Genomic DNA, 22,274 nt, shown 5'->3' with positions numbered 1-22,274 from the left:
TAGAAATAATGTTACAAATCAATTATTTTCTGGTGTTTTTCAACATGAGACTACTCATTGCTTTTTATGACTTTTATCAACTTCAAAAAAAATTGACTAAAAAGCATGGAGTATTACAGACGGAATAGATATTACTTTTTAATTATCTTGATGATAAATAAGCAGCTGTTAGCATAAATAGAAATGACATAATCACACTACTCCAAAGAATCATTTCTCCGGCTACACTAAAGCCTCCTGCTATAAGCAATACCATAATAAGTGCAGAGACTACGATTAACGCGATAAATCCTAAAAAAATCCTGAGTTTAAACGTATTGTTCATAATTCTAATTTTAGATTACATTAGCATTTTAGTATTCAGATGCGCAGCATCTGAGATTAAACAAGCAAATAGAAAATACCTAATTTAAAGCATGCAAGTATTGTATTTTACTATATGTAAAACTAATAGTAGAGTTTAAGCAGATTACACAGATACGTCAGTCTTAAATATGATTTTAATCATGTTTAAGACCTAAAACAGGATTTTTGCTAAAAAGAGGAAAATATAGTGGGTGGGCTTACTAGGAGAATTTAATTAGTCGTCACACTCATCTTTACAAAACTTACCCCATAAAAAACAAGTATCTTTTTTAACATCGGCATGTATGCCAGCATACTCTTGCAAATAAGATAAAACCTCGCCCAAAGACTTATCTTCAAAAATTGCAGATACATTGCACTTATTATAGAGTACCGGATCTTTTACCATTACTTCTACATGGAAAAATCTTTCGAGAGACTTCTCTAGGGTTAGGCAGTCTACACTGTCTAATTGTAGAATATTATCTTTCCAAGAAAAGGTATTGGGGTCTATTTTTTCTGTTCGTTCAATATTATCAGACTGCATATTCCACATGGCACATTCACCTTTTTTAATTGCCACTTGCGGACGAGAATCTTTAGAACATTTATAAACAACAGTACCTTCCATTACGGCAATTTCTTCCGTTTTGTCGTCTTCGTAACATCGTATATTAAGAGAGGTACCTTTTACTTCTACAATAGAGTTAGCTGCTGTTTTAATAATAAAGGGTTGTTGTTCATTTTTGGCTACTTCAAAAAAGCCTTCTCCATTAAGAATTACATCGCGAGAATTATTACTAAAACTAGCAGGATACTTTAATACACTGCCTTTATTAAGCCAAACGTGAGTGCCATCGTTTAAAAAGAATTCTTTATTCTCATTTGAACTATTAACAGTAAGCCAATCGTCTGGTGAGTTTTGAGGGTAGATGAAAAAAGCGACAGCAGCTATAATCAAGATGATTATTATAGCAGCGATGCTTCTGTAGGAAGGGTTATTATACGAAAAATCTGTTGAAACTGTGGTAGCAGATTTCTTTGAATTAATTTTTAGTAAAATCTCATCATAAGCTTTTTGGGTATTTGGATTGTAAGTCTCAGCATTATTGGCTGCTTGCTGAAGTTTATCAAAAATCTGCTGGAGAGAGTGTTTATTATCCTGATCTCGCGAAATCCACGAATCCAACAATAATTTACATTTACCATGTGATTTTCCCTCCAGATAATCGGCAATTACTTCCCGAAAATCTTTCATTGCTCTTATCTAATTAATCAGTTCCTTAAGATTTAATTTATAGTTAGTCAATCAAGTATTATCTATAAAGCCAGACTTTAAATCAAAAGCTTTATATTATAGTAGCGGTATTATTCGTGATCCCCTAAATGGTTAAATGAATAATTTGTAAAAAACGTTCTGTTAAAACACATTTGATATAAAATATAAGAATATTAGTATAGGATTAACCACTAGAAACTTAGCTAAAGCCAACCTAATCCTTTTTAAAGCTATTATAAGTTGGTTTTCAACGGTTTTAACTGAAATATGTAATTTTTCTGCTATCTGTTTATAAGATAAGCCTTCTTCTCTACTTAATTGATAAATCTCTTTGCACTTTGGAGGTAAAGCATCTACAGCCTTATTAAGGTCTTTTTCTACTTCGAGAAATTCGAGTAGTAATTGCGAATCATCACCACTGCTTACTTCTGTTCCCTGAGAAATCTCATTTAATTTTGGGGTTTTATTTTGTTCTCTAAAAAAATAAATTGCCTGGTATCTGGTGGCAGCATACAGATACGAGCGCAAAGAACTTTTAAGATTAATATCTTTTCTTTTTTCCCACAGATATAAGAATACCTCCTGCACTATCCCTTCTGCAACTTCAGGAGAACGTACATGTCTAATCGCAAATCGGATGAGCTCTTCGTAATAGGTTTCAAAAAGCTTTTTAAAAACCAGCTCATCGTCATTGGCAATGCTTTCCATTATATCCTGATCGCTATCTGGCTGGCCCGTTAAATTCATTGATTTAATAATTGGCTTTTATAACTTTTGCGACTCGAATTATAATATCAGATTACAACTCATTAATAATTAAACACTTATGGTATGAGTAATGTACTCATATAAGATTGTAAAAAAACTTTGAGTGAAAATAAATCAACTCTTTTAATAAAAAAAAACTATTTAAATTTTCACCAAGTCATTTTAATGAATGATACGAAAAAAAGCTTCTAATTAGATTTAAAAGCACTATATTATTTTAATTACAATCCCTTTTCAATCTAAAGATATAAAGAAGCTTTTTGTTTGCAAGCTTCCAATTTGTTTAAGATTTAATATTGGTCTAATCTCTAACTATAATTAATGAAAAAAGCCATTGCTACAAAAATGTGCAAGGGTTTTTAACTAATTCTTAAAATTAGCCTTTACTTTTGCTGAATTATTAAACAACATCAGGACATAATTTGCAATTGCAAAACCTGAAACCAGCATAAATTAATTATTGATAATAAAATTTCATTTTATATGCCTGAATATTCAAATTTCGAGACCAAAGCAATACGACACCAAGCAGAAAGAAGTCATAACCGTGAGCACTCTGTGCCTATTTACGCTACTTCAAGTTTTGTATTTGAGGATGCTGAAGAAGCAAGAGCCATGTTTGCCGAAGAAATACCAGGCAATATATATTCGAGATATTCGAACCCAAACAACGATGAGTTTATAGAAAAACTTTGCTTGCTAGAACATACAGAAGATGGCATTGCAACTGCTTCTGGTATGGCAGCAATGTTTTGTAGTATAGCCGCTTTTGTAGGTCAGGGAGATCATATTGTAGCATCAAGATCTTTATTTGGTTCTACACACCAAATATTAACCAGTTTAATGCCTAAATGGGGTGTATCACATACCTATGTAAGTATAGATAATTTAGAAGAATGGGAAAATGCCATTCAACCAAATACCAAGCTAATGTTCTTAGAAACACCATCTAACCCGGCACAAGATTTAGCCGATTTAGAAGCTCTAGGGAAATTAGCTGCAAAACACAATATAATACTTAGTGTAGATAATTGTTTTGCTACACCATATATACAAAACCCAGCAGATTTTGGTGCGCACATTATCACTCACTCAGCCACTAAATTTATAGATGGGCAAGGTAGAGTTTTAGGTGGAGCCGTTTTGGGTACAACAGATCTTATTAAAGAAGTTAGATTTTTGGCTAGACATTCAGGCCCTTCTATGTCTCCTTTCCACGGATGGATACTTTCTAAAAGTCTTGAAACAATGGCTGTTCGTATGGATAGACACTGTGATAATGCAATGGAATTAGCCACTGAACTTGAAAAAATCGACGATGTGGCTTGGGTTAAATACCCACATTTAGCTTCTCACCCTCAATATGAGTTGGCTAAAAAACAAATGAAAAAAGGTGGTGGATTAGTAACATTCGAACTAAAAGGTGGAGTAGAAAGAGGTAGAAAATTTTTAGATGCCTTACAAATGGTTTCTTTATCTGCCAACTTAGGAGACTCAAGAAGTATTGCTACACACCCTGCATCTACTACACATTCTAAATTGTTAGAAGAAGAAAGACTTGCAGTTGGCATAAGCAATGGTCTCATTAGAGTTTCTGCCGGATTAGAACATATTGAAGATATTAAAAAAGATATCTTTAGAGCAATTGAAGTTTCAGCATAAAATATCAGATAAAAATGGGGATTTGGAAAATATGGGCAGATACAGGTGGTACTTTTACAGATTGTATTGCCCTTACTCCTTCCAATCAGGTAAAAAGAGTTAAACTATTAAGTAACAGTTCACTAAAAGGTAGGTTTGAAAAGCAGCTTTCAGATAATGTGTTTCAAGCCAGCCTTCGCTGGGATGTTGAAAAGGACATTTTTAAAGGTTACCAACTTTCTTTTGCCGGTGTAGATCAAACTTATACGATAGTTAAAGTTGATTTGGCAAAGCAAACCATTCAATTAAAAGAAGCCATAGAGGAAACTGCACTAGAAGAAACTCTTTTTAGTATAACAGCTAATGAAGAAGCTCCTGTGATGGCGGCTAGAATGGTTACAGAAACTGCACTAGAAGAAACGCTTCCACTTGTTGCAATGCGTGTTGGTTCTACTAGAGGAACAAATGCCTTACTCGAAAGAAAAGGAGCTCCAACAGCTTTGTTAATTACTAAGGGTTTCGAAGACCTAATGGAAATTGGAGACCAAACCCGCCCTGACATTTTTGCATTAAATATTCAGAAAACTCCGGTTTTGCATGAAAGGGTAATCAGCATAGACGAACGTATTAATGCATCCGGACAAGTATTAAATCCTCTTTCTCAAGATGAGATAGCACCAGTAATTAATGCTTTAAAAAAAGAAGGTATAAATACAGTTGCGATCTCACTCATGCATAGCTATTTAAATAATACGCATGAGCAAAAATTAAAAAAATACCTCAAAGCCTTTGGCATAAAATATATTTCAGCTTCTGCTGAGTTAGAACCAAGTATCAATTTTCTCTCTAGAACAGGTACTGCCCTTATAAATGCGTATCTAGCTCCTGTAATTGATAATTACGTTTCTAACATCATTAGTAAAATTCCTGATGCATCACTAAAGATAATGACCAGTGCAGGAGGTTTAACAGGTTCAGGATTCTTTAAACCAAAAGATAGTTTACTGAGTGGCCCTGCTGGTGGTGTAGTGGGTGCAGCCGCAATTGCTGAAAAAAGCAATATCAAAAAGATCATCACACTGGATATGGGTGGCACAAGTACAGATGTTGCCCGTTACGATGATGGTTTTGATTACCAATATGAAACAGAAATAGCCGGTGCCAGACTGATGGCTCCTTCTCTAGCCATTCATACAGTTGCTGCTGGTGGCGGTTCTGTTTGCCAATACGATGGTTTTAAATTTAGTGTGGGTCCTGAGAGCGCAGGTGCTTTCCCCGGCCCTGCTTGTTATGGCAATAATGGCCCGTTGAGTATCACAGATGTAAATTTACTATTAGGTAGAGTTGATCCAAAAAACTTTGGAATACCACTTAATATAGAAAAAGCTCAGGCCACTTTTAATGAACTAGTAAAAGATCATCAAAATAAAGAAGAAATACTAACAGGTTTTTTACAGATCGCCAATGAAAAAATGGCTGATGCTATTAGAAAAATATCTGTTTCTAAAGGTTACAATCCTACTGAATATAGCCTCTTAGCTTTTGGTGGTGCTGGTGGGCAACATGCTTGTGATATTGCTGACCTACTCAATATGGATAGCATCGTTATTCCTTATGATGCTGGTTTGTTGAGTGCTTATGGAATGGGACAAGCTTTAGTAGAAAGATTTGCTACAGAACAGGTCTTAAAAAGCTTTGATAATACAGAAGAATATCTAAATTCTATACTCCATAAATTATCAGAAGATGCACTTAATCAGTTGAGGAGTGAAGGCTACTTGGATGATGAAATAGAAATTAGAGAACAATACATCTATCTTAGATACAAGGGACAAAACTATGCTATAGAAATCCCTATAATAACAGGTGTAAATATTAAAGAAGAATACTATAACAGATATAAAAAACTCTACGGATATCTTCCAGAAGATAGGGAAATTGAAATTGAATCTGTAAAGGTAATTGCTTCTACAAAGAAAAAAGAAGAAGAAAAACTAGAAGCGGTTGAAGAAATCCATACTCCTGAAAAATCTCATACCATTAAAACTTTTATTGGCGGAGCATGGAAAGAAATTCCGGTATTTATCTGGGAAGAATTAAAAGCAGGTGCTTCTATTAAAGAACCGGCACTCTTAATTAGTAAAAATAGCACTGTTATTATAGAGTCTAATTGGGAATTAACCATAGATCAAAACAATACTGCGCTACTTAAACAAAGTATTAAAGAAGAATCAAAAGAAGCTAAAAAAGAAAAGTCGAAGCCAGAAGCTGTTCAACTTGAACTATTTACTAATAGATTTACTGCTATTGCAGAAGAAATGGGCGCTTTGCTTCAAAGAACTGCATTGTCTGTAAATATTAAAGAAAGGTTAGATTTTTCTTGTGCATTGCTAGACAAAGATGGTTACTTAGTCGTAAATGCACCACATATTCCTGTTCATTTGGGCAGTATGGGGCTTTGCGTTAGAAAAACCATTGCTGCTATTGATTTTGAACAAGGAGATGTAGTAATCACAAACCATCCGGCTTATGGCGGTTCTCACTTGCCAGATATTACTTTAATTGCTGCTATTTTTGATAATGCTGGCAACATTTCAGGATATGTTGCAAATAGAGCCCATCATGCAGAAATTGGTGGAATATCTCCGGGCTCTTTCCCTGTAAAAGCTAAAAACCTAGCAGAAGAAGGTGTGGTGATCTCCCCTACCTATTTAGTAAAAAACGGTAAAGCTAAGTGGAAAGAAATTGAACAGCTATTTACTGAAAGCCCTTATCCAAGTAGATCGGTTCAAGAAAATATAGCAGATTTAAATGCCTCATTGGCATCTATCAATGCAGGTAAAATCAGTTTTGAATACCTGTTGAAAACATTCGGTTCTGAAACAGTGGCAGCTTATATGAAAAAGCTCAGTCAATATGCTGTTTCATTGGTTGAGCAGAAACTTGATTCATTGCAAAATCAAGAGTTTTCTGCCGAAGAAAAACTAGATGATCAAACAATCATTAAGGTTAAAATCACCAAAGAAAACAACCAACTACAAATAGATTTTACAGGAACTGCTCAATTCCACTCTGGAAACTTAAATGCAACTGAAGCCATCACAAGAAGTGTGATTTTATATGTGTTGAGGTTATGGCTCAATGAAGAAGTACCGCTCAACGAAGGATTAATGGAAAAGGTGAAATTAATTTTACCAGTTTGTTTCCTTAATCCAGACTTCCATAGCGATGCTGAGAGTTGCCCTGCTGTTGCTGGAGGAAACACAGAAACAAGCCAACGCCTTACTGATACCTTGCTTAAAGCTTTAAAACTAGCGGCTTGTAGCCAAGGAACTATGAATAACCTACTGTTTGGTAATGAAAGCTTTGGCTATTACGAAACCATTTGTGGAGGTGTAGGTGCCGGCGATGGCTTTAATGGTGCATCAGCAACGCATCAACACATGACGAATACAAGAATTACCGATCCAGAGATTCTTGAACTCCGCTATCCAGTAAGGTTAGATAAATTCGCTATTAGAACAGGATCAGGGGGAAAAGGTAAATACACAGGTGGAGATGGAATCGAAAGACAAATTTCATTTCTTACTCCGGTTGAGCTCACCTTACTTACACAACACAGAGTAGAAAAGCCTTATGGTTTGGCTGGTGGTGAAGCAGGCTCTGTTGGCATGCAGATTTTAAGAGCAGCCAATGGCACCGAAGAAGCACTTCCAAACATTGTAACAGTGAACTTAAATCCTGGAGATGCTATTAAGATATTTACTCCGGGTGGTGGAGGCTATGGCAAGTAAAGGGTATTTTATCCAGTGAAAAATATTATTAATATCTAATTTACATTATATTCATAATAGTTTTCATATAGCTTGCCATAGTAAGCTTTAAAATATCATTTAATCTTCTATTATGAATACATCAACAGACTTCCATGTCGAAATTGCCAGAATACAAACTGCAATTGAAAAACATTTAGGCATGGAAGGAAACCTGATTTTCGATTTCACTAATACTGAAAACAATATAAAACTTAACTTAATTACGGTTAATCCCAGACACAATCAGTCTTTCTTATTTCATTCTGTAATTGGGCTCGACAAAATTGAAGCATTAAATAAAATGCTTGAATATGTTAAAAAATATAAAGAAGAAGAAAGCTCATATACCATTCAATGGCGAATTATTGGAGATAAAGATTTGCATACTTCTTATTTTAGGGCTAAAAACATGTATGATGCGCTGGATAAGTTATATTATAATAGAGATATCAACAGCATCTCGGTTTATAGTATAGTTATGAACCCAGTTACATAAAATCTTGTTTGAATAATTGCCTTTTCTGGTACCCAGATTAGAATAACATTATTATTTTTGCATATAAATTAATTGATATGATACATATAACCGATACTGCTAAAAAGAAATTAAAAGACCTTAAGGAAGAAAAAGGCCACGGAGAAGATTATAATTTAAGAGTTCTCGTAAAAGGTGGAGGTTGTTCGGGTCTTATGTACGATCTTGACTTTGACAATACAAGTAAAGAAAGTGACGAAGTTTTTGAAGATAAAGGAGTGAAAATCTTAGTTGACAAAAAGAGCTTGCTTTATCTATTAGGCACCACATTAGATTTCACTGATGGATTAAATGGAAAAGGATTCCAATTTATAAATCCTAATGCTACTAGAACTTGTGGCTGTGGTGAGAGCTTTGCTGTTTAAATAAAATATTTTAACTAATTTCAGCCTCATTATTTTGATGAGGCTTTTTTATTTATGAATACTTCAGAAGATCAATCTTTTATATCGCTTTTTATAGATACACCAATCTATGTTGTTAAGAACGATAATTTTGAGGCTCCTACACCAGTAGAAAAACCAGAAGAGCAAACCCCTCCTCCTATTGAGCAACCTGAGCTTAAATTTTATGGACAGAATAAATATGGTGTAGCAATTATAGTTAAACACAGCAATGGTGATTTTTTAAAGTCTGAAGAATTTAATTTGCTTATTAAGATATGTGAAGCCGTTTCACTATCATTAAATGAAATAGCCATTATAAATTCTGAGGAAAATAAAACACTCCAAAACTTCGATCTCAATACACTCATCGGATATTCCACTTTGATCCATTTTGGAGATATATGGGAGCCCACCAAAATACCTTCGAGCAAAGACTTATATCAATCATTAAATATTGAAGGAAAAACAATTCTTCTTGCAGACGACTTAACTGTTTTGAAAAATGATGTAAATGCTAAGCGAGCTCTTTGGGGAGCATTGAAAGTTCTTTTTGCTAAAAGCTGATATGATCAACACCAAATTTAATAACCTGAAAATGCTTATGGAACACATTCCTCAAATCGGAAATGTAACTTGGATTGGTGTAAGACCAGCAACCAGAGAGAAAATAAACGAATTGCAAGAAGTTACTGTCGACGAATATGGTCTAGTGGGTGATAGATATAAAAAAAGTTCTGGAAACAGAGCAATTACTCTTATTCAACAAGAACACTTACCTGTTATTCAGTCTATTCTGAATCTTTCAGCTTTACATCCATCTACATTAAGAAGAAATATAGTTGTAAAAGGAATTAATCTTTTAGCATTAAAGGACAAAAAATTTAAAATAGGAACTGCTGTATTAGAAATGACTGGCTATTGCCACCCATGCTCAAGAATGGAAGAAGCTTTAGGAGATGGAGGTTACAATGCTATGAGAGGACATGGAGGAATAACAGCTAAGGTTATAGAAAATGGCAAGATCAATATTGGAGATGAAGTAAGCCTCTTAAAAGAATAGCTAATATTAAATTTTAGGCAAAAAAAAAGAATAGCGAAACCGAAATTCAACTATTCTTAAAATTGGAGTTGTTTATTGGTATCTAGAAAGGTTCAAGCAACTTTTTCTTCCATGCTGCTTTCTACTGATAAATGTGATGCAGTTAAACTTTCGTTTTTAAAACTTTGGAAAATTAATTCTTCTTCAGGGTCTGGTTGTGAAGTATAAGCGAAATAGATATATAGAAGAGTTGAAAATGTGAAAGATCCAACAAGAAGGCTAATGATGAAAAGTAAAGAGTTCATATTCGTATATTTGTTTAGTTCATTTGAATTATTTGTATAAAACAAATATCAGGATACTATCTGAATTAAACTTTCGGATTTTAGCACAAAACTTTCAAGAGTAATGAATCTAAAAAAAGAGGAAACACATTTTTTGTTTTTTAGCTTTTTAATGTAAATAAATGTTATTTACTTTTTGATTTTTAAAACTACATATCCATACCCTATAATCCCTGATTTTACCTAAATAACAAAGCTCATAGGCAATTTACAGCAAGGTTATATATATTAGTAAACTAGTAATTACATTTAGCATTAAATATTGTTCACAATCTATTTTAGGAATACAAAATTTAAAAGTGATGTAAGTTTTTTTTGCCATATGCCATTTTTTGTAAAAAAACATCCGACTTCATCTTAAAACCTCTGCATTTACTTACACATATCTAAACTCTGCTACTATTAATCACTAAATATTAAAATATAACAATTCGAATAATTCGATCAGTTTATCAAATCACTTTTTATTATTAATAAACACATCTTCTTCAGTATTTCCTTAAAAACAATTCAAAATTGTAATTGATTGATAGAAGTATTTGTCTGCCATAAATGCATCTTGTATATTTATTTCGAATTGAAAAAATGAATTAATTTATATATCCATTTTTTTATTTCAATTTAAATAAAGCCGAATCAGATAAATAAAAATACATTGCAAAAACTCAGAGATATTAAAATGACTACCAACCCTTCAGTTTATAAGGATCGCGTTGATGCACTTATACAAAAAAGTGTATATATAAGTAGGGATTTAAGCTGGCTCCAATTCAACCATAGAGTATTAGATCAAGCAAAAAACAAAAAAAGGAATGTACTTGAGCAGTTAAAATTTATTGCCATTACAGCATCAAACCTTGATGAGTTTTTTATGGTTCGTGTGGGCAGTTTATATAATTATATAGACTATGATAAACAAAGGCTCGATTATTCGGGCTTAAGAGAAGATCCATTTAGAGCTACTTTGCTAGAACAATTACAAGAGTTGGTACAAGACCAGTATAGTTTTTACTTAAGTGATATTGCTCCAAAATTTCCTGAGAACAATTTCTCTATCTCTAATATAGAAGACTTAACAGAAAACGAAAGAACTTCGGCTAATGAATACTTTCTAAAAACTGTATTCCCGATGCTTACTCCAATGGTTTCTGATGCATACCATACCTTTCCTATGCTAATGAACAAGCTTTTATGCTTTGGAGTAGTAACCAAAGAGATAGAAGATGGAAAAGAAAATAATAAGCTATCTTTTGTACAAATACCTCAAAATCTGCCAAGGTTTTACGAAATCTTTAGAGAAGATGAAATGGTGTTTGTCCCAATAGAATCTATAATTAAGGCTAATATCGATAAGCTTTTCAGAAATGTAAGTATCACTTCTGTTAACCTCCTTAGAATTACGCGGAATGGTGATTATACACTAGAAGAAAGTGAAGATCTTGAAACAGATTTTATCGACGAGATAAAAAGAAAGCTTAAAACTAGAAAAACTGGAAGGGTTGTAAGATTAGAAGTTGAGCCAAATGCAAATAAGTGGATGATGCAATATCTCAGTTCTAAGTGGGATATTGATGGTTATAATGTATTTGAAGTACCAGCCCTTATTGATTTTACTTGCATATGGCAAATTGTAAATCATAGTGCATTTAAATACCACATGCCTTCGAGCAAAAAGCCTGTAACTCCTATTACATTGCGCTTTGATGATACAGAAGATAACATCTTTAATATATTTAAAGAAAGAGATGTTCTGCTTCATCATCCATATAATAGCATTGAACCTCTTCTTAAACTAATAGAGGCTGCTGCAGAAGACCCGAATGTACTGGCGATAAAAATCACTATATATAGAGTCGCTAAAGATTCTCGCATCACAAATGCACTTTATAAAGCTGCCGAAAATGGAAAGCACGTTTCTGTACTATTCGAAATTAAAGCCCGCTTTGACGAAGAAAATAATATAAGAGAAGCTAAAAGATTACAGGACGCAGGTTGCTTTGTAATTCATGGTATAGGTTATTTAAAAACTCATACCAAAATGTTACTTATCGTAAGAAAAGAAGGCGATAAAGTTACCAGATATGTCCATATGTCTAGTGGTAATTACAACGAGGATACATCAAGACTTTATACTGATATTGGTTTTATAACCACCAAAGAGATTTATGCTCACGATGTATCTGAATTCTTTAATGCAATTACCGGACACTCTAATCCACAAAAATACGATTACCTACTCACTGCTCCTATCAGCATGAGAACAGACCTGATCTCGCTTATTAGACAGGAAGCAAAAAATGCAAAAGCAGGTTTACCGAGTGGTATCATTGTAAAGGTTAATTCACTACAAGACGATAAATTTATTGATGCACTTTATAAAGCATCTCAAGCAGGAGTGCCAATAAAATTAATTGTAAGAGGTATCTGCTGTTTACGTCCGAGTAGAAAAGGATTAAGTGAGAATATTGAAGTTAAATCTATTGTAGGTAACTACCTCGAACACTCTCGCATTTTCTATTTCCATAACAATGGCGATCCTAAAGTGTATGGTGGTAGTGCAGATGCCATGGTAAGAAGTTTCGATAGAAGAATCGAATCTCTATTCCTTTTTGTTGATGAAAAATGCAAAAAAGAGACCATGACAATTCTAGATTACAGCCTTAGAGACAATGTAAATACTTATATAATGCAAGAAGACGGAACATATATAAAACCTGAAATAAATAATGAAAAACCGTTTGATGCTCATAAAGAGTTTTATAAATTGTCAGAAGATGCTATAAAAGATGTGACATTATTTTGATAAAAGTAAAGATTTTACAAAGTTTGGGCATCGCCAGTTTTATCTAAGAAAAAACAAGCTGGTCTTACTAAAACATAAGTATTAGCAAATTTGATTTGCTATAAATCCTTAAACTTCATAACTGAGACATTAAAATAAATTTATCTTAAAGTGAATAAAGAGGTACTTTGTTAAAAGTATTTCTATAACTAATTGTAAATGCCTTATGCATTATAGCTATATTCTATTGAGTCTGGTATTTATAATTTCAGAAGATATAAATATTATAAATAAGCAGTAATCAACTAATGCTTTGAAATATGTTTACCTTCAATGGAAATTTGAACGAAAACTTTGAAGTGCAAAAGGGAGACATCCTTTTAGCCGAGCCTTTTCTTGCAGATCCTAATTTTAAAAGATCAGTTGTTCTTATGTGCGAGCATCAAGAAGAAGGTTCGTTTGGCTTAGTATTTAACAGACCTGCTATGGTAAGTATAGAAGAAAGTAACGAAATTTTTCTTACTGGCAATAATATATACTTTGGTGGCCCTGTTGAGCAAAATACTTTGCACTTTATACATAAATTCGATTTTCTTGAAGATAGCATTGCATTAAGAGATGGAGTTTACTGGAGCGGTAATTACGATCAATTAAAAGCATTGCATGCAGAAGGGAAAGTACATCCTGGCACATGTCGTTTTTTTATTGGTTACAGCGGTTGGGGTAGCGAGCAATTACACAGCGAATTAAAACAAGATTCTTGGGTAATTGCAAAAACTAATCTCCAAATGCTGTTTGAGGTAGAGCCTGAAGAATTATGGAAAAATATATTAAGGTCAATGGGTAAAAAATATCAGGTTCTTTCAAATTATCCAACTGACCCCCGATTAAATTAATAACATTTTGTTAGCTTTGTGCTGCAAAAACACACCATTATGAACGAAGATAAGGATCCTCAAAAGGAAGGTACAGAAAACACTGAGAAGTCAGAAGAACTGGTAAACCTGGAAAAAAACGAGAAAACAGATACTGAAGAAAAACAGGAAGTTTCAACTGAAACAATTGCAGAAGAAACTGAAGTTAAAGAAGAAGTGTCTGCTGAAAGCGAAACTGAATCGGTTAAAGAGGAAGTTACTAGTGAAACCCAGCCTGCTGCAGAAGCAGAAACTACAGAAGAATCGGACGATTCTGATGATAGTGAAGACGATGGTACTGATATAGAAGAAGACGAAGATCATGATGATGAAGATCATGAAGAAGAGGACTTTTCAGTACTCACGCTGGATCAAATACTCAAATTAAGTAGTGACCTACTTAATGAAGACAACATTAAGAAGGCAGACAGAACGATGCGCAAGCTTCGTGAAGAAGTAAACCACTTCTACGACTCTGAAAAATCTGAAGCCATTCTTGCTTATAGAGAACAAAATAACGGTTCTGAAGAAGGTTTTGAATATAAGCGTAGTAAAGAAATAGACACATTCTTCCATAACTTCAAACAACATAATATTAGAAGAAAAGAGAAGTATGAGTCTATAAGAAAAGATAGAGAGAAAAACCTCGAAGCCAAAAAAGCCATTATTCAGGAAATAAAAGATATTACCAACACTCCTGATCAAAAAGGTGGTCTGGCAAAAATTAAATCATTACAGAAAAAATGGAAGGAAATTGGCGCGGTACCTCAACCAGAAGCCGAAAACCTTTATAATACATATAATGCCCTATTAGATTTATATTACGATCATAAGAGTATAGAGTACGAATTAAAAGAAATTGATCGTAAGAAAAACCTAGATGCAAAACTAGAACTTTGCGAAAAAGCAGAAGACTTAGCTTCTCAAGAAAACATAAATGAAGCTATTAAACTGCTTAAGCATTTGCATGATGAGTATAAGTCTATAGGCCCTATTCCAAAAGAAAAATCTGACGAAGTTTGGGAAAGATTCAAAGGCGCATCTGACGCACTTTATGATAAGAAAAGAGAATTCGCAGAAGGATATAAAAAACAACTAAACGAAAATATGAAGGCAAAGCAAGAATTATGTCTTGCTGTTGAACCATATACAAATTTCGATTCAGACCGCATAAAGGAATGGAACGAAAAAACAAAAGAGTTGCTTGAAGTTCAGAAAAAATGGGAAGCAATTGGTCCTCTTCCAAGAGAAGTTGCTAAAAATATAAATAAACAGTTCTGGGGTAATTTTAAAACCTTCTTTAATAATAAAGGCAAATTCTTCGAACGTCTTGAAGAACAAAGAAAAGAAAACCTCAAACTTAAAGAAGAACTTTGTGTACAAGCTGAAGAACTACAAGAAAGTACAGAGTGGAACTCAGCCGCAGATTCTTTAAAATCACTTCAAAAGAAGTGGAAAGAACTTGGTCCAGTACCAGAAGCCCAAAGAGAATCTGTTTACAAAAGATTTAAAGCTGCTTGTGATCATTTCTTTGAAAGAAAAAGAAACAAAAGAAGCAGCCAAGATAAAGAGTTTAAAGAAAACCTTAAAGCTAAACAAGATGTCTGCAAGAAGATTACAGACCTTGCCGAAGCTAATTCGGATGATACAGAACAGCTAAACAAATTAGTTGATGAGTATCTAGCTATTGGTTTTGTTCCTAAAAGAGATATTAATAATATTCTAGAAGACTTTATCGCAGCTTTTGAATTGTTCTATGAGAATTATCCTGAAGAGGATGAGGACAAGAAAGAGAAGATTAAGCTTCAGGCTCATATGGATTTCTATGAGAAAGCTCCACAACTCGGCTCTAAAATGAGACGTCAGGAGCAAGCGATTAGAAAGAAAATTGATGCTCTTGAAAATGATATTGCATTATGGGAAAACAACCTTTCTTTCTTTGCTAACTCTAAAACTGCTGATAAGCTTAAAAAAGAATTCAGCACTAAAATAGATCAGGCAAATAAAAAACTAGATGACCTAAGAGCACAATTAAGAATTATTTCTAAAATCACTTAATTAGACTCTTTAAGATAAAAAAAGCGCTTTCTGTAATGGAAAGCGCTTTTTTATTGCCCTATTTTTAGGGCCTCCTTGAAAATTGATTAAGACCAATAAAAAATAAGAGTTGGATAGATAAAGTTCAGCTTTTTTTTGTTTCAAATCTTGGTACCTGCTGTTTTGGACTATTTAAAAAGTACAATACTGTGAGTAATCCTATTGATAAAACTGGAAAATATTGCTTTTGGATAGTATAGACACACTCATCCCATAGGCTTTTCAGCTTTAGGTTTAGGCGGCCTGAAGTAGAGGGGCTTGTTCTGATTTCCTTTTGCTGATCTTAACGGCATTGGCCATCATAACTGCGAAAAAAACGTGTATCATTTCTCGTTTTTCTCCTTTAACCTTGATCTTATTGAGGCCATAAGCTGTTTTATGCACGCCAAAACTTCCCTCCATCACCGTGGCTCTTTGGCTAGAGATGAGACTTCTGAGTTGGCTTTCAGCAGGGTTGTTTACTTTAGGACCTTTCTTTGGAAAGCAGGTAAATATCTTCTTTTCTGTTAAATACTTCCTGTTTTTGTTGGTGGCGTAAATGCGATCTGCTCCTAGTTGATGAAGTGAGCCAAATATCGATCTATGTTTTAAACTACTTAATTTCAGTCTGGTACTTTCATTAAAAGCGCGGAACTCCATGGTATCGATAAAGCAGATACCATCCACCTGAAGCAGGTGTGCCTTCATTCCGAACTCAACCCTTTTAGCTTCTTTACCTCGCACTATCGGCCTAACATAAGCCTTGGGAAGTGATACAATCCTGTTTTTCAATTCTTTAGCTGGATGCTGCTGCAAGAATTGCTGTTGCTCGATTATCTTCTTTATAGTTTTTAGATATGTTCTCTCATGTAAGTGAAGCTGTATTTGTGGATTTTCGTTAAGTAGGCATTGCAGTTGCCCCAATCCTTTGGATAGTAGATATATCAATGACTTTTTACGCTTGCGACCAGCTTTATATGTCTTTTTACGACTACGATCATAAGACATCTGCATGCGCTTTTGATCTATATATTTGGAGCCAGGTCGTTTTACTCCTAATATTTTACAGTATCTGTAAAGCTGCTTTTCAAACACCCATTGGCAGCTCTCCCAGAGCAGCTTAACATCGGTAGGAAAACGAATATAACTCTCATAACAAGTAGCATCCATTAAGAGCACATGCGTATTATGCATGTCTGTTTTCCAGTGTTGGAGTAGTACCTCTTGAAGTTGTTGCCAATCAGTATGGTCCGCCATATACGTCCTGATTCGACTTAAAATGGCCTTATCCTTAATCTTTTGATGATCCTGTAGCAATTTATTGCAAAATAGCTGAAGGCTCCAATCGGTATTAAAGCGTGCTATGAGCTTTTCATCACTCAGGTTTAAATAGGCTTTTAGAAACATTAAGCCAAACATGCCCTGAGGCGAAAACCAGCTAGGAGCACCAGGGCCTTTATTTTTCTTAGGCAGACATGCAGAAAGTTGTTCCCAAGGGATGCTATCATAAACATTACCCAATTTACTACTCTTAAATAAATACCATTTTGGAGTTAAGTAATCTTGTGGTTGGAAAAGCTGTTGATCTCTCATATATTGTAGTGTTAATTGTGATTAGACACTACAATTTAACAAATCAAAAACCCCGAAAAAAGCTTTTATTAGCTAATTGCGGGGTTTTATTTTATACATTAATGCATTTAAAACCTTGATTTTCAATCCCTTTTATTTAAAAGGTAAGGCCTTTTTAAAGAATTACTTCTTAGTAATTTTCTCTATAGTAGATAATGTACCATCAGCAGAGTATATCTTAAATATATACAAACCAGCCTTATACATGCTGTTGTGCATATAAAGCTTAAGGTTATGTCTTTGGGATGGATCTAATTCCTCATTGATAAATATTTTGCCCGAAATATCATACAAAGAAAAATACATTCCGCTATCAGACCATTGGTTTACAGAAAAATTGAATAACTCCTCTGATGGATTTGGATAAACATCCACTTGAAAATCGGGAAAATCTGTATCAATATAAAAACTTATTCCACTTTTTGTGCCTGTATAAGTAGAAGTCTTGTTTAAAGTTTTATAAGGTATTGCTTCTAATATATTTAAAGTACCATAGCCTTGAAGTATGTCTGAGTAATTGAAAGTAGTATCAGCATTAAATACATTAAATGGAACTGTGTTCGCTATGGTATTTATTTGATTGATAGAAAAATCAACACGATCAATTATTCTTTCATCAACATTTGCTCTAATGTTAATATTCTTAGTACCAATTTCAGAATATTTAATTGTATCTCCCTCACTTAAGACTTTAATATCTTCATCTGTATCACCATTTACCAATGTAAAAGAAGTAATCTTTAATTCCATTGAGAGATCAACTACTTGTATTTTAAAATCTAATCGGCTCTCTCCTTCTCTATCATCTTTTGCAACTACAGTTAATTCGTATGTTCCTTCATCCTCATAGCTAGGAGATACTAAAATTGTCCCTTTTCCGCCACTATCATCAATAAATGACACAAAGTTAGGTAAGGAATCAATTGATAAAACTATTTCATCTCCATCAATATCTGTAGCTGTTACTGCCACATTCATAGTTGCTCCTTCTTGGATTAATGGTTCATCTATATCATTTATAACTGGTGAGTTATTTATATCTTCTGTTTCATTTAGCAATTTTAGAGGCTCTTCTCCTTTCGGTAAAATCTCAATACCTGAGATTTGATCAAAACCTATTACTCCATAAAACTCCATTTTAAGATCCCCAGTTGCCAAAGTAACATCAAAGCTTTTTATTACAGCGGTTTCTGTACCAGCTTCTAGTACAATATCATAGTTATTAAGGATTTTTTCATTTTGTAATACAACATCCATTAGTTTATCACCAACTTTAGTTGAATACAAATCTATAAGATGTAAATGAACAGTATACTCTCCTGGTTCTAGTGGAAATTCAAAGTTAAGAGTTGTATCAGCTTCCCACCATAATTCTGTTTGGTATAAGCCATCATTTTCAGTATTTAATACATCAGTTATCCAATATGCATGAGTACTGTAGGTTGTACCTTTTGTTAAATATGGTAATAAAGGTTCAAATAATTTACCTTCATAAGTAGACTCTCCTTCAATTAACCCTGCATCTAGCCTAAGATTAGCCACCGTAGGCTTTTGTTCCTCTTCTACAAGAACATTAAACGATTGACTTTTACTAGCTCCTGAATCATCTGAAACATCAACAGTAATTTTACTAAGTCCAGTTAAATCTTTACCAGGAGTAAGAGTTAAATTAAAATTATTACCACTTCTTTGTATAATAATATTACCATCAGGTATAATCTCAGTATTTTCAGACTCAGCACTTATTTTCAAATCATTTATATCTCCAGAATAAGACAATTTTAAATTTAATGGACCTAATGTTTCATTTTGAGTAATGATAACATCAGATATTTTTGGTAAATTAAGCTTTTCAGTAACTTTAAATGTTCTTACAACATCATCTGCTGGCAAATAACTTTCATCTCCTGCTTGGTAAGCTTTAACTGTTACTTGCCCTAAATCTGTCAAAGTGAGGAAATTACCTGTTAACACTGCAGGGCCAGAAATAACTTGAAACTTCACAGGTAAACCTGAACTTGATGTAGCAACTAATTCAAGTGGTGAGTCTTTTATTGTAACACTACCAAGTGACTCAAAATCTATTACTTGGTTTAATGCATCTGGAGTTTCTACAGCAAGATGTTCTTCTCCTACTGGTAAAATCTCAACACCTGAAATTTTACTATACCCGCTAATATTTCTTATTTCAAGCTCTAGACTACCATCTTTTATAACTTTATCAAAAGATCTGATAACAACGGCTGATTTACCTACCTCTTCAATTATATCGAAATCATCAAGTACAATTTCTCCTTCCAACAAAATATCCATTATTCTATCACCTGGATTGTTATAGTGCCAGTCAGCAAAATGTAAATGTATAGAGTACTCTCCTTGGTTAACTGGGAATATATACTTTGTTACTTCTGTATTTCCCCAAATCTCATTTTGATATAATTTATCAGTATCTGTATTCGCTATCGGAGTTGATAAGAAAGAGTTGAAGGCCTCACCTTCGAATAAATAAGGCAACATTGGTACAAATGTTTTATCACTATAAACCTCTTGTCCTGTAATTAGGCCTGCATCAAGCCTTAAAGTACTACTAGTAAATTCACCTATAAGAATATTAAAACTTTGAGCATCTGCATCTGCTATTCCATCAGTAGCATTTATAATTATTTTAACGGAGCCTTCAACACCTGTTGGAGCTTTAAAACTCATTATTCTATTTTTACCACTACCTAAAACTGTAATATTCGCATTAGGCATCAGTGTTTCATCTTCTGAGGTTACAGTCATTTGTAGTAAGCTTTCATCTATCCCTCCATAACTCATTGCTACATCAAGTGTCAACTCACTACCTCCTTTTAAAATCTGATCCTCTATCTGACCTATTTTAATTTTTTTTTTGATAATAAAAGATTGAGTAGCTTCGGCAGATCGAAATGAACTATTTCCTCCCTGATAAGCTCTAACCTTAACTTCACCAACTCCTGTGAAATTTATAATATTACCAGATATATATGCTGGACCTGATATTACTTCAAAATTAACCGTTAAACCAGAAGAAGAGGTAGCAGCAAGCTCAAATGAACCATCACTTAAAAAACGATCTGATATTTGATTAAAAGTGATAGTTTGATCTTCTTTACCATCTGCATATGGCCAGACTAACCCTTCCATCTGTCCATACATAAATAACATACCAGGCAGTACACCTCCAGAGCCTCCCCAAGGAGAACGTATAGGACCAGCAGTACCTATACCAGAGGATGGAAAACGTTCAACTCCTCCACTAGTTCTTGTGTAGACCTTTTTGAAATAATCATCTTTATAATAAATGTTTGCTTTGGCAAACCATATATCATTTACCCAATGTGTACCTGTAGGTGAAATTTGATCAAGTCTATTAGTTTCACTAACTGATCCATAATAATTTAATATCTTTTTATCGATCTGCTTATAATAAGTCTGAATCGTAAGATATATATTTTTACTACCACCTTGAGTTCCATGTAAACCATCTGAAGTAGTATATTCATATAGAGAGACATCTCCTGCTCGTGCCAATAAATCTGCTATTTCAATTGATACTTGAGTATTAATCGAACCATAGATCATCCCATTTTGAGGGTTACCATAATTCCCATTACGTTGATATTCACCCATCGTACCATCAGGAAATACGCTATATTTTAACCACTCTGTTACATAAGTTTTAGCATGATTAATTAGATTGGCATCATTATACATTACTCCAACTAAGCCAACAATTCTTATCTGAGAAAACCTTCTGTTGTTATACCAAGCTGATAACCAAGATAATTTATTCTTTTTTATACCACTTGCATTTACATATGCATAATCATTCTGCATATCACCATTTTGAGCAACATTCTTCTTCACAGAATAATCACCGCTTAATCTATTAGGGAAGTTTAATTTGAGGTCTTCATGTACATTATTAGCATAATAGGTAGCAGCATTTTTAAACCACTTATCCATCTTATCTCTATCAGAAGATGACATTGCGGTTCTTACAAACATATACCCATAAAATAATCTCGATATCCAATCTCCTTCATGAAATGCCTTAGTATCTCCCAAGTATTCCCAAGTACTAAAATCTGTTTTAGCTACACCTGCCTGACTTATTAATAGTTGTTTTACAGCATCTAAATATTTTGTTTCTTTTGTTAAGAGATAAACAAAAGCAGCATCATGCATTCCTATACCTTTTGTATATGGTGATTTTGAAAGGTTTCCATCCCATAATTCGGAAAGAGGGTTTGAAACAAAGCGATTCGCATTGCTTAATATATTTTCCCAGTCGTTAGGTGTATTTGTTCCTGCATCTCCTTTACTGTTGTATAATTTTCCACCTGAAGTTAATCCGGCTCTTTGCTTCCATATATTTATCTCTTGATCAGTATAAAACAACCGATCTTGAGCAAAACAAAAATTAATTAATGAGCACAGGAATAACAAAGGGACTACCAACAACACTCCATTGAGATAGAACTTAAATGTAAGTATATTTCTCAGCGATATGAACATTCTAAAAATAATTAGGAAAATTTATATTTACCTTAGTTGTATTCAGGATACATTAAATCAAAAAATATAGCCTGAGAAAGTTAGAATATGATCAGGGTTTGGTTCTGTAATGTGTTGGTTAATATTAATGATTGGAGAAAATCAATTAATAAATGTTAATAAGCTAGGCAAATTTA

General features: G+C 33.7%; 15 protein-coding genes. 9 read left to right on the top strand and 6 right to left on the bottom strand.

The window, feature by feature from the left end; genetic code table 11:
• Positions 1 to 142: 142 nt before the first annotated feature.
• From OQ292_RS15295 to OQ292_RS15285, 3 genes are all read right to left on the bottom strand, one after another.
• Positions 143 to 325 carry a hypothetical protein gene (locus OQ292_RS15295; protein WP_284683011.1) on the bottom strand — a complete coding sequence of 61 codons (183 nt, stop codon included), beginning with the start codon at positions 323 to 325 and terminating at the stop codon, positions 143 to 145.
• 255 nt (positions 326 to 580) lie between these two features.
• Positions 581 to 1,603, bottom strand: a complete 1,023-nt coding sequence (locus OQ292_RS15290) for a FecR family protein (protein WP_284683010.1) — start codon at positions 1,601 to 1,603, stop codon at positions 581 to 583.
• A gap of 162 nt (positions 1,604 to 1,765) precedes the next feature.
• Positions 1,766 to 2,371, bottom strand: a complete 606-nt coding sequence (locus OQ292_RS15285) for an RNA polymerase sigma-70 factor (protein WP_284683009.1) — start codon at positions 2,369 to 2,371, stop codon at positions 1,766 to 1,768.
• 504 nt (positions 2,372 to 2,875) lie between these two features.
• On the opposite strand from OQ292_RS15285, the gene OQ292_RS15280 reads away from it, so the two are divergent.
• The 6 genes from OQ292_RS15280 to OQ292_RS15255 all read left to right on the top strand — a co-directional run bounded on the left by OQ292_RS15280 (position 2,876) and on the right by OQ292_RS15255 (position 9,829).
• Positions 2,876 to 4,054, top strand: coding sequence for a trans-sulfuration enzyme family protein (locus OQ292_RS15280; RefSeq protein ID WP_284683008.1), 1,179 nt, complete (start codon positions 2,876 to 2,878; stop codon positions 4,052 to 4,054).
• 14 nt (positions 4,055 to 4,068) lie between these two features.
• Positions 4,069 to 7,827 carry a hydantoinase B/oxoprolinase family protein gene (locus OQ292_RS15275; RefSeq protein ID WP_284683007.1) on the top strand — a complete coding sequence of 1,253 codons (3,759 nt, stop codon included), beginning with the start codon at positions 4,069 to 4,071 and terminating at the stop codon, positions 7,825 to 7,827.
• A gap of 112 nt (positions 7,828 to 7,939) precedes the next feature.
• Positions 7,940 to 8,344, top strand: coding sequence for a hypothetical protein (locus OQ292_RS15270; protein WP_284683006.1), 405 nt, complete (start codon positions 7,940 to 7,942; stop codon positions 8,342 to 8,344).
• Between the two features lie 77 nt (positions 8,345 to 8,421).
• On the top strand, positions 8,422 to 8,748 hold the full coding sequence (erpA, locus tag OQ292_RS15265) for an iron-sulfur cluster insertion protein ErpA (protein ID WP_284683005.1): 327 nt from the start codon (positions 8,422 to 8,424) through the stop codon (positions 8,746 to 8,748).
• A gap of 54 nt (positions 8,749 to 8,802) precedes the next feature.
• A complete protein-coding gene (locus OQ292_RS15260) occupies positions 8,803 to 9,333 on the top strand; it encodes a hypothetical protein (RefSeq protein WP_284683004.1) in 531 nt (176 codons plus the stop codon).
• A 1-nt stretch (position 9,334) separates the two neighbouring features.
• Positions 9,335 to 9,829: an MOSC domain-containing protein gene (locus OQ292_RS15255; RefSeq protein WP_284683003.1), complete on the top strand. Its 495-nt coding sequence runs from the start codon at positions 9,335 to 9,337 to the stop codon at positions 9,827 to 9,829.
• 92 nt (positions 9,830 to 9,921) lie between these two features.
• On the opposite strand, the gene OQ292_RS15250 is transcribed toward OQ292_RS15255, so the two are convergent.
• Positions 9,922 to 10,113, bottom strand: a complete 192-nt coding sequence (locus tag OQ292_RS15250; protein WP_284683002.1) for a hypothetical protein — start codon at positions 10,111 to 10,113, stop codon at positions 9,922 to 9,924.
• 718 nt (positions 10,114 to 10,831) lie between these two features.
• On the opposite strand from OQ292_RS15250, the gene ppk1 reads away from it, so the two are divergent.
• The 3 genes from ppk1 (at position 10,832) to OQ292_RS15235 (ending at position 15,906) form a co-directional block, all read left to right on the top strand.
• Positions 10,832 to 12,955 (top strand): polyphosphate kinase 1, encoded by a 2,124-nt coding sequence (ppk1, locus tag OQ292_RS15245; RefSeq protein ID WP_284686010.1) that lies wholly within the window; start codon positions 10,832 to 10,834, stop codon positions 12,953 to 12,955.
• Positions 12,956 to 13,254: 299 nt separating this feature from the next.
• On the top strand, positions 13,255 to 13,830 hold the full coding sequence (locus tag OQ292_RS15240; RefSeq protein ID WP_284683001.1) for a YqgE/AlgH family protein: 576 nt from the start codon (positions 13,255 to 13,257) through the stop codon (positions 13,828 to 13,830).
• Between the two features lie 39 nt (positions 13,831 to 13,869).
• On the top strand, positions 13,870 to 15,906 hold the full coding sequence (locus OQ292_RS15235; RefSeq protein WP_284683000.1) for a DUF349 domain-containing protein: 2,037 nt from the start codon (positions 13,870 to 13,872) through the stop codon (positions 15,904 to 15,906).
• Between the two features lie 273 nt (positions 15,907 to 16,179).
• On the opposite strand, the gene OQ292_RS15230 is transcribed toward OQ292_RS15235, so the two are convergent.
• A complete protein-coding gene (locus tag OQ292_RS15230) occupies positions 16,180 to 17,517 on the bottom strand; it encodes a transposase (protein ID WP_284682082.1) in 1,338 nt (445 codons plus the stop codon).
• A gap of 162 nt (positions 17,518 to 17,679) precedes the next feature.
• Positions 17,680 to 22,098 (bottom strand): malectin domain-containing carbohydrate-binding protein, encoded by a 4,419-nt coding sequence (locus tag OQ292_RS15225; protein WP_284682999.1) that lies wholly within the window; start codon positions 22,096 to 22,098, stop codon positions 17,680 to 17,682.
• Positions 22,099 to 22,274 lie beyond the last annotated feature (176 nt).

This window comes from Chondrinema litorale (assembly GCF_026250525.1).
Taxonomy (GTDB): Bacteria; Bacteroidota; Bacteroidia; order Cytophagales; family Flammeovirgaceae; genus Chondrinema; species Chondrinema litorale.
The sequence above is the reverse complement of the archived record's forward strand: the minus strand, read 5'-3'. Positions and strand labels throughout refer to the sequence as shown.